General features: G+C 72.1%; 8 protein-coding genes. 5 read left to right on the top strand and 3 right to left on the bottom strand.

Going from position 1 to position 8942, the window contains the following annotated elements; all coding sequences use genetic code 11:
- Positions 1 to 211 precede the first annotated feature (211 nt).
- Complete coding sequence (locus AB7U92_RS15675; protein WP_428578709.1) at positions 212 to 1042, top strand: 2-keto-4-pentenoate hydratase; 831 nt, start codon at positions 212 to 214, stop codon at positions 1040 to 1042.
- Here the strand turns inward: AB7U92_RS15675 and AB7U92_RS15670 are convergent.
- Positions 970 to 1764 (bottom strand): formylglycine-generating enzyme family protein, encoded by a 795-nt coding sequence (locus AB7U92_RS15670; RefSeq protein WP_428578706.1) that lies wholly within the window; start codon positions 1762 to 1764, stop codon positions 970 to 972. The two genes, AB7U92_RS15675 and AB7U92_RS15670, sit on opposite strands and share 73 nt — an antisense overlap.
- 213 nt (positions 1765 to 1977) lie before the next feature.
- On the opposite strand from AB7U92_RS15670, the gene AB7U92_RS15665 reads away from it, so the two are divergent.
- Complete coding sequence (locus AB7U92_RS15665) at positions 1978 to 2595, top strand: hypothetical protein (RefSeq protein WP_428578703.1); 618 nt, start codon at positions 1978 to 1980, stop codon at positions 2593 to 2595.
- Here the strand turns inward: AB7U92_RS15665 and AB7U92_RS15660 are convergent, their stop codons facing one another.
- Together AB7U92_RS15660 and AB7U92_RS15655 are read right to left on the bottom strand one after the other, a co-directional pair.
- Positions 2596 to 4968, bottom strand: coding sequence for a UvrD-helicase domain-containing protein (locus AB7U92_RS15660; protein ID WP_428578700.1), 2373 nt, complete (start codon positions 4966 to 4968; stop codon positions 2596 to 2598).
- Positions 4969 to 4977: 9 nt separating this feature from the next.
- Complete coding sequence (locus tag AB7U92_RS15655) at positions 4978 to 5562, bottom strand: Crp/Fnr family transcriptional regulator (protein ID WP_428578697.1); 585 nt, start codon at positions 5560 to 5562, stop codon at positions 4978 to 4980.
- An 83-nt stretch (positions 5563 to 5645) separates the two neighbouring features.
- Between AB7U92_RS15655 and AB7U92_RS15650 the strand changes: the two genes are divergently transcribed.
- The 3 genes from AB7U92_RS15650 to AB7U92_RS15640 all read left to right on the top strand — a co-directional run.
- Positions 5646 to 6125 (top strand): (2Fe-2S)-binding protein, encoded by a 480-nt coding sequence (locus AB7U92_RS15650; RefSeq protein ID WP_428578694.1) that lies wholly within the window; start codon positions 5646 to 5648, stop codon positions 6123 to 6125.
- Positions 6122 to 8122, top strand: coding sequence for a molybdopterin cofactor-binding domain-containing protein (locus AB7U92_RS15645; RefSeq protein WP_428578692.1), 2001 nt, complete (start codon positions 6122 to 6124; stop codon positions 8120 to 8122). The genes AB7U92_RS15650 and AB7U92_RS15645 overlap by 4 nt, the downstream gene beginning before the upstream one ends.
- A 56-nt stretch (positions 8123 to 8178) precedes the next feature.
- Positions 8179 to 8942 (top strand): patatin-like phospholipase family protein (locus tag AB7U92_RS15640; protein WP_428578689.1); only part of this gene is annotated, 764 nt, incomplete at its 3' end.

The following is an 8942-nucleotide window of genomic DNA, read 5'->3' as shown; positions in this document are numbered from 1 at the left end:
AGCGGGATCTTGGTGTAGTCGGCGCCGGTGCCGCGGATCGCGTCGCCGACCTCGCGCCACAGGGAGCGGCGCGGCACGTCGGGTGCGGCGGCAGTGATCGGGTCGGTCGAACTCATCAGTCCTCTCGGGGTTGCGCTGCGGCGCTCCGGAGTGTCGGGCAAAACGCCAGCCGTCCTCTGGCAACATCGGCAGCCGTCTACCAGGAGCCGCGATGCACCCCAGCGCCCACGAAGCCGCCCGCCTGCTCTGGCGCTGCCGCGAATCGGGCAGCGTGATCGACGCACTGCCCGACGCGCTGCGCCCGCACGACGCCGCCGCGGGGCACGCGATCCAGGCCGCGCTGCCCCTCGTGGCCCGCCGGCCCGTGGTCGGCTGGAAGATCGCCGCCACCAGCGCGGCCGGGCAGGCGCACATCCAGGTCGCCGGGCCGCTGGCCGGGCGCATCCTCGACAGCTTCGTCCATCCCGTCGGCGCCACGCTCGGCCTGGCCGGCAACCGCATGCGCGTGGTCGAGCCCGAGTTCGCCTTCCGCCTGGGCGCCGACCTGCCGCCGCGCGCCGCGCCCTACGGCGCCGACGAGGTGCTGGCGGCCGTGGCCTCGCTGCACCCGGCGTTCGAGCTGCCCGATTCGCGCTTCGCCGAGTTCACCCGCGCGGGCCAGGCGCAGCTGATCGCCGACGACGCCTGCTGCGGCCGTTTCGCGTTCGGGCCGGCAGCACCGCCCGAATGGCGCGCGCTCGACCTCGCGGCGCACGCCGTGCATGCGAGCGTTCACGGAACCGACGGGATGCTGCGCTACACCCGCGACGGCCAGGGCCGCGCCCTGCTCGGCGATCCGCGCACCGCGCTCGTGTGGCTGGCCAACGAGCTGTCGTCACTCGGCCTCGGCCTGCGCGCCGGAGACTGGGCCTCGTGCGGCACCTGCATGGTGCCGCTGGAGATCCTGCCGGGCGACCGTGTCGTGGCCGACTACGGCAGCTTGGGCCGGATCGAGATCGGCCTGTCCGGCGAGGCCGACCGGGCGCAGCGAAAGCCGATGTAGACCACCGCCGTGTCGGAGGGCTTGCCCTGCAGGTGATCGGCGCGCATCTGCGCCGCGCCGTACCACCACGAGCCGCCGCGCGTGCGCCGTTCGGCGTTGCCGGTGGCGCCGCGCGGCTCGTCCACCCACTCCCAGGCGTTGCCGCCCATCTCGTGCAGGCCGTTCACGCCGGCCGGCGTGGCGCCGGCACGGGCGTGGCCGTCGCCGCGCAGCAAGGCGGCGCCGTGCCTCACGGCACGCTCCTTCGCCGCCGCGCCGCAGTCGCCGAAGCATTGCGCGCCGTCGGGCCGCTCGCCGTTCGGGTAAGGATAGGTGCGCCCGCGTATGAACGGAGATGGCGGTGCTTCGCGCTGCTCGGTGTAGGCCGCGCTCACCCACTCCGCATCGCGGGGCAGCCGTGCGCCCGCCCAGCGGCAGAAGGCCTGCGCCTCGTCGAAGTTCACGTGCACGGCCGGTTCGTCGCCCTGCGCCGGCTGGCCGAAGGGCGCACGCCAGTTCCAGCCGGGCTTGCGCACCCAGCCGGACTCGTACACCTGCCCTCCCCCTTGCCGCTCGGCCTGCGTGACGAGGCGAGTTGCCTCGGCGAAGCGGGCGAACTGGGCGACGGTGGTCTCGGTGCGGGCGATCTCGAAGGCACCGACACGTTGCCAGTCGATGGCCTCACCGGCCATCGCCACCGTATTGACCAGCAACAAGCTCAAGAGGGAAAGCACTGACTTCATGCCTTCAGTCTAGGGAAGGTGGCAATTCCTCCTTGTCCACAGTGGCGGTGGAGAACCCTGTGCACAAGCCGTGGAATGCGGACCCAGAGCCTTGCCGGGCCTTGCTTGTCGCTGGATCGCCCGCCTGCGCAGCAGCGGGACATCTGCACTTGCCGCCATGCACCAAAGCGGCGACCATCGGCCGAACCCGACCCGCCGCCTGCGCCTTCGACCATGCTTCGACTTCCCGGCCTGCTGATCCTGACTGCCGCCCTCTGGCCCACGGCCCCGGCCCTGGCCCAGCCCGACATCGCCCGCGCCACCGAGCGCTGCGAACAGGAAGTGGCAGAGACGGTGCGGCGCATGCGTGGCAGCGCGGCCAAAGAGGTCCACTTTCTCGCCTCGCGCCGCGTGCTCACGCCGCAGGCCGACGACGAGACGGCGATCCGCGGCGAAGGCCGCTACCGCTCGGCTGGTGGCGCCACCGTCGGCTTCACCTACGGCTGCGCGTACCGCGCCGCTGACGACAGCACCTCGGGCGTGGTGTTCCGTGAGACGGGGGGCCAGCGCGCCGCCGCGGAGAAGCCCTTCGACCCCGACCTCACCAACGTCTCGCCGCAGGCTTGTGAAAGCGCGGCGGCGGCGGCGCTGAAGAAACTGCACCCGCGCGTGGGCCGCATCAACTTCGGCTCCGACTCTCGGCGCGTGCAGCCCGGCGAGAACGGCCGCATCGCGCTGATCGGCGCGGGCTCGGTGGAGCGCGCGCCGGGGATGAACCTGATCCCGTTCAGCTACCGCTGCGAGGTCGATCCGCGCAACGGGCGGGTGGTGAACGTCAGCACGAAGGAATAGTCAGTTCACTGGCGTCAGCTTGGCCACCGACAGCGCCAGCCACTTCATGCCATGGCGCCCGAAGTTCACCTGGGCGCGTGCGTCCTCGCCGCTGCCCTCGAGCGTGACGATCACGCCCTCGCCGAACTTGGTGTGGAAGACGCTCTGGCCGGTGCGAAGGCCGTGTGAGGACGCCGCCTTCGGGGCCGACGGATAGGAACTGGCCGACCGCGGCTCCACATTCCCGGCGCCGACGATCGAGCCCAGCCCCGAGCCGCGCTGCCAGGCTTGCTGGTACTCGCGCGCGAAGCCCGAGCCGAAGCCCTGGTTGCGCGGCGTGATCCACTTCAGGCAGGCCTCGGGCAGTTCGTCGAAGAAGCGGCTCTTGACGTTGTAGCGCGTTTGCCCGTGCAGCAGCCGCGTCTGGCTGACGCTCAGGTACAGGCGCTGGCGCGCGCGCGTGATCGCCACGTACATCAGTCGCCGCTCTTCCTCCAGCCCATCATGGTCGGCCAGGCTGTTCTCGTGCGGGAACAGGCCTTCCTCCAGCCCGGTGATGAAGACGGCATCGAACTCCAGGCCCTTGGCCGAGTGCACCGTCATCAGCTGCACCGCGTCCTGCCCGGCCTGCGCCTGGTTGTCGCCGGCCTCCAGCGAGGCGTGCGTGAGGAAGGCAGCCAGCGGCGACATGATCTCGCCGGTCTCGGCATCGGGCGCCTGCGCCGCCGCGGCCGCGCCCTGCTCGTCCACCGGCAGTGCCACGGCGTCCTTGCCGAAACCTTCCTGCGTGACGAAGGCCTCGGCGGCGTTGACCAGTTCCTCCAGGTTCTCGAGCCGGTCCTTGCCTTCCTTGTCGGTCTTGTAGAAGTCCACCAGGCCCGAGGCGTGCAGCATGTGCTCGATGATCTCGCGCAGCGTCAGGCCGCGCGTGCCCTCGCGCATCGCATCGACCAGCGCGACGAACGCCTGCAGGTTGGCGCCGCCCTTGCCCGGCACCGCGCCCACGCTCTGCGCCAGGCTGCGGCCGCTGGCGCGCGCCGCGTCCTGCAGTTGCTCCAGCGTACGCGCGCCGATGCCGCGGGTCGGGAAGTTCACCACGCGCAGGAAGCTGGTGTCGTCGTTGGCGTTCTCGATCAGGCGCAGGTAGGCCAGCGCGTGCTTCACCTCGGCGCGCTCGAAGAAGCGCAGGCCGCCATAGACCTTGTACGGAATGCCGGCGTTGAACAGCGCGCTCTCGAGCACGCGGCTCTGCGCGTTGCTGCGGTACAGCAGCGCGATCTCGTGGCGCGGCACGCCGTCGCGGTGCAGCTGCTGGGCTTCCTCGACGAACCACTGCGCCTCGGCGAAGTCGCTGGTGGCCTCGTGCACACGCACCGGTTCGCCGGCACCGGCCTCGGTGCGCAGGTTCTTGCCCAGCCGCTTGGTGTTGTGCGAGATCAGCTCGTTGGCGGCGTCGAGGATGTTGCCGAAGCTGCGGTAGTTGCGCTCCAGCTTGATCACCTGCTCGACGCGGAACTCGCGCTCGAACGCGCTCATGTTGCCGACCTGGGCGCCGCGGAAGGCGTAGATGCTCTGGTCGTCATCGCCCACCGCGAAGATGGCCGAGCCGGGGCCGGCGAACATCTTCAGCCAGGCGTACTGCAGCTTGTTGGTGTCCTGGAACTCGTCGACCAGGATGTGGCGGAAGCGGCGCTGGTAGTGCTCGCGCAGCGCGGCGTTGTCGCGCATCAGCTCGTAGGTGCGCAGCATCAGCTCGGCGAAGTCGACCACGCCCTCGCGCTGGCACTGCTCCTCGTAGCCCTGGTAGACCTGCACCATCACGCGGGTGAGCTCGTCGCGCACCTCCACGTTCTTCGGGCGCAGGCCGTCTTCCTTCTGCCCGGCGATGAACCACGTGACCTGCTTGGGCACGTAGCGCTCCTCGTCGAGGTTCATCGCCTTGATGACGCGCTTGACCGCCGAGAGCTGGTCGGCCGAGTCGAGGATCTGGAAGCCCTGCGCCAAGCCGGCGAGCTTCCAGTGCGCGCGCAGGAAGCGGTTGCACAGGCCATGGAAGGTGCCGACCCACATGCCGCGCACCGGCAGCGGCAGCATCGCCGACAGCCGCGTGAGCATCTCCTTGGCGGCCTTGTTGGTGAAGGTCACCGCCATCACGCCGGCCGGCGACACCATGCCATGGCTGATCAGCCAGGCGATGCGCGTGGTGAGCACGCGCGTCTTGCCCGAACCGGCGCCAGCCAGGATCAGCGCCGGCTTCGCGGGCAGCGTCACCGCGGCGAGCTGTTCGGGGTTCAGGCCACGCAACAGGCCATCGCCACCGGCGAGTTCGGGCGGCGGTGCGGAGGGCTCGTGCTCCTCGAACAGCGGGATGTCCCGCTCGTCATGCGAATCCATCGCGGGATTCTAGGTTCGGGTGCGCTGCAGCCTTCCGCGGATGCGCGACAGCGCCACCGGCGTGATGCCCAGGTACAGCGCCAGGTCCTTCTGCGGGATGCGCGCAGCCAGCGCCGGTTCTTCGGCAATGAAGCGGCAGTAGCGCTGCTCGGGCGTGAGCGTGAGCAGCTCGCGCTCGCGCTTCTCCTTGCGCGCCCCGTAGCGCTCGATGCCCACGCGCAAGGCGCGCTGCCAGGCGATGTGGCGATCGCCGAACTCGCGCAGGGCCACATAGGGGATCTGCTCGACGGCGAGCTCGGTCATCGCCACTGCCGCGAAGGTGGTGCGGCCGCGCGGCGACAGCGCCGCCAGGCTGGCGAAGAAGCCGCCCTCGGCGATGAAGGACTTGATGCGCTCGCCGCCGTCTTCGCGCGGATAGACGAGCTTGGCCACGCCGGAGCGCACCACCGCCAGCCAGGGCCAGGCCTGGTCGGCGTGGAACAGGGTTTCGCCGGCCGACAAGCGCCGCTGCCGCACGTCGCGCGCGAAGCACTCCCATTCGGGCAGCGGCTCGCCGGCGAGTGTCTCCAGCAGGGCCTGGCACTGCAGCGTCATGCGCACACGTTAACGCATCGGCGGAGCATGCCGATTAACCGCGGTTAATGACGCCGGGGGCTTCGCTGGCCAGCATGCGCGCCATGAACGACGACAACCTGCTCCTGAACGGCGAGCGCATCCCCCTTGAACCGGCCCGCCGCGACATGCCGCTGCTGTGGTGGCTGCGCGAGGACCGCGGCCTGACCGGCACGCGCTTCGGCTGTGGCCAGGCGGCTTGCGGCGCCTGCACCGTGCACCTCGACGGCGCACCGGTGCGCGCCTGCGTGACGCCCTGCGCCGCGGCGGCCGGCCGGCAGGTGACCACGATCGAAGGCCTGGCACGCGATGGAGTGCTGCACCCGGTGCAGCGCGCCTGGATCGAGCTGCGCGTGCCGCAATGCGGCTACTGCCAGAGCGGGCAGATGATGGCCGCGGCCGCGCTGATCGCGGCGCATCCGGTGCCGACCGACGACCAGATCGACGCCGCGATGAACGGGCTGCTGTGCCGCTGCGGCACCTACGACCGCATTCGCGCGGCGATCCACCTCGCCGCGCGTCTGGCGCGGGGAGCGTCGGCATGAGCGCGCTGCGTCGCCGCACGCTGCTGGCCGGTGGCGCCGCCACGGTGCTGCTCACGGCGACCGGCTGCAGCCTGCTGCCGCCGATCCCGAAGCGCCCGCAGCCGACGCTCGCGCACGCCATCGGCTGGCTCCGCTTCGACGACGCGGGCCGCGTCGAACTGTTCTGCCCGCGCATGGAGATGGGCCAAGGCATCCATGCCGCGCTGCGTGCGCTGGTGGCGCGCGAGCTGGGCGTGCCGCCGTCCGCCGTGCGCGTGCGTCATCCCAGCACGAACGACATCCCGCCGGCCAAGGCCACCGTGGGCAGCGACTCGGTGCGCGAGCTCGTGCCGCTGCTGCGAGAGGCTTGTGCGATGCTGCGCGAGCGGATGCCGCGCGACACCCCGGGAGCCGTCGGCGACGATGCCGATCCCGCACTGCGCGACCTGGTGACCGGCGCGCCCGTGTTCACCGCGGATGTGCGGCTTCCCGGCCTGCGCCATGCCTGCGTGCTGCGCAGCCCGTGGCGGCGCGAGACCGGCAGCGTGCTGCTCGGTCTCGACGAGGCGGCCCTGCAACGGGTGCCCGGATTCCTGCGCCGCATCGACCTGCCGCAGCTCGACGGGCCGGCCCTGGTGGCCGACCACCCCGGCGCCTTGCAGGCGCTGCGCGACGCCGCACGGCCGCGCTGGCACGCCCCCGAGGGGCTGCCCGATGCGCTGACGGCCGTCGACGTCGACCGTGCGCTCGCCCGCGGGCATATGACGAAGGATCGCGGCGCGGTTGCCGACGGCCCCTGGACCCTCGACCTGCGCCTGGACGTGCCGAGCGCCGCGCACGCCGGCCTCGAGCCGCGCTGCGCGGTGGCGCGTTTCGCGCAGGACGGCGCGCTCGAAGTCTGGTGCGGCACGCAGGATCCGTTCTTCGTGCGCGACGTGCTGGCGCGTGACCACGGCCTGCCGCCCGAACGCGTGACCGTGCATGCGATGCGCATCGGCGGTGCCTTCGGCGGGCGCACGATTGCCACCGTCGAGCGCGAGGTGGCGTGGGTGGCCAAGGCGATCGGCACGCCGGTCAAGCTGCAGTGGAACCGCGACGACGAGTTCAGCGGCGGCTTCCACCGCCCGCCGGCCTCGCACCGCATCCGCGCCCGGCTCGATGAGCGTGGGCAGATCACCGACTGGTGGCATGTGCTGTCGGGCTCGCACGTGCTGTTCACCAACGCCGCCGTGCCGCCCTGGATGCAGCGCCTGACCGACCTGATCGGCGACGACGGCACGGCGCGCGGCCAGCATCCGCCCTACGCGTTCACCCGCCAGCGGCGCAGCCTGGTGCTGACGCGCCTGCCGATCGCCACCGGCCCGTGGCGCGGCCTGGGCGCCGGGCCCAACGTGCTGGCCATCGAAGCCGCCATGGACGAAGCGGCTCGCCGCGCCGGCGCCGACCCGGTCGACTTCCGGCTGCGCCATCTGGCCCACGCGCCGGCGGGCGAGCACCTGCTGCAGCCCGAGCGCCTCGCCGCGGTGCTGCGCCGCGCCGCCGCGCGCGCTGCCGCCGTGCCGCTGCCGGGTGGCCATGCGCGCGGCGTGGCCTGCGGCGTCTACAAGGGCCGCAGCGTCGCTGCCGCAGTGGCCGAGGTCCTGCTGGAGGACGACGCCATCCGCGTGACGCGGCTGTGGTGCAGCCACGACTGCGGCGCGATGGTCGATGCCGACGGCGTGCGCGCGCAGGTCGAGGGCAACCTCGTCTGGTCGATCGGCCTGGTGCTCGGCGACGACCTGCCCACCGCCGGCGGCCGGGTCACGGTCGCATCGTTCGGCGACTACGCGCTGCCGCGCATGGCGCAGATGCCGCATTTCGACATCGACCTCGTCGAGAGCGGCGAGCCGCCGTCCGGCGCCGGCGAGACGGCCATCGTGGCCGGCGCCGGCGCGATCTTCAACGCCATCGCTGCCGCCTCGGGCACGCTGCCCATGCGGCTGCCGGTGCGCCGCCGCGAGCTGCCGAACCCCCGGTAACGCGGCGTCATCGGGGGCTGGCATGCTGGGCACGCTTCTCGCACGCCCTGCTTGCCATGCCCTGGTTCCGTTCCCTGCCCTTCACCCGCCCCGCCCTCGGCCTCGCGCTGCAGGGCGGCGGTGCCCATGGTGCCTACACCTGGGGCGTGCTCGATGCCCTGCTGGAGACCGGGCGCTTCCGCTTCGACACGATCAGCGGCACCAGCGCCGGCGCGATGAACGCGCTGGCCCTGGCCAGCGGCTGGATGCGCGGCGGTGCCGAGGGCGCCCGCGAGGCGCTCGATCGATTCTGGCGCGCCGTCGGCACGCAGTTGCCCTTCGAGCAGTGGCTGGTCGGCCCGACCGACAGCCCCGGCCTCGCCCCCGGCCTGCGTGCGCTGATGCACTGGACGCGAGCGCTGTCGCCCTACCAGCTCAACCCCATGGGGCTGAACCCGCTGCGCGAGGTGCTGGCGGCGCAGATCGACTTCGAGCGGCTGAAGCAATCTGCCGCGCCCCGCCTCTTCGTCGCCGCCACGCACGCCAACAGCGGCCGGCTGCGCCTGTTCGGCAACGCCGAACTGAGCGTGAACGCCGCGCTCGCCTCGGCCTGCCTGCCGACGCTGCACCAGGCCGTGATGATCGACGGCGAGCCCTACTGGGACGGCGGCTACAGCGCCAACCCGGCGCTGTTCCCGCTGGTCAAGGCCGGCGCGGCCGACCTGCTGATCGTCGCGCTCAGCCCGTTGTCGCACGAACACGTGCCGATGAGCGCGGAGGAGATCCGCAGCCGCGCGCTGGAGTTCAGCTTCAATGCCGGCTTCCTGCGCGAAGCCACGCT

The organism is Piscinibacter sp. (assembly GCF_050175855.1).
Classification (GTDB): Bacteria; Pseudomonadota; Gammaproteobacteria; order Burkholderiales; family Burkholderiaceae_C; genus Piscinibacter.
Note: the sequence above shows the minus strand (reverse complement) of the source record. Positions and strands in the feature narration are given on the sequence as shown.

What these genes read in the sequence shown, in the direction of transcription:
- AB7U92_RS15660 (WP_428578700.1), bottom strand. Translation starts at nt 4,968, where the DNA reads ATGGATTCGCATGACGAGCGGGACATCCCGCTGTTCGAGGAGCACGAG.
- AB7U92_RS15665 (WP_428578703.1), top strand. Translation starts at nt 1,978, where the DNA reads ATGCTTCGACTTCCCGGCCTGCTGATCCTGACTGCCGCCCTCTGGCCC.
- AB7U92_RS15650 (WP_428578694.1), top strand. Translation starts at nt 5,646, where the DNA reads ATGAACGACGACAACCTGCTCCTGAACGGCGAGCGCATCCCCCTTGAA.
- AB7U92_RS15655 (WP_428578697.1), bottom strand. Translation starts at nt 5,562, where the DNA reads ATGACGCTGCAGTGCCAGGCCCTGCTGGAGACACTCGCCGGCGAGCCG.
- AB7U92_RS15645 (WP_428578692.1), top strand. Translation starts at nt 6,122, where the DNA reads ATGAGCGCGCTGCGTCGCCGCACGCTGCTGGCCGGTGGCGCCGCCACG.
- AB7U92_RS15670 (WP_428578706.1), bottom strand. Translation starts at nt 1,764, where the DNA reads ATGAAGTCAGTGCTTTCCCTCTTGAGCTTGTTGCTGGTCAATACGGTG.
- AB7U92_RS15675 (WP_428578709.1), top strand. Translation starts at nt 212, where the DNA reads ATGCACCCCAGCGCCCACGAAGCCGCCCGCCTGCTCTGGCGCTGCCGC.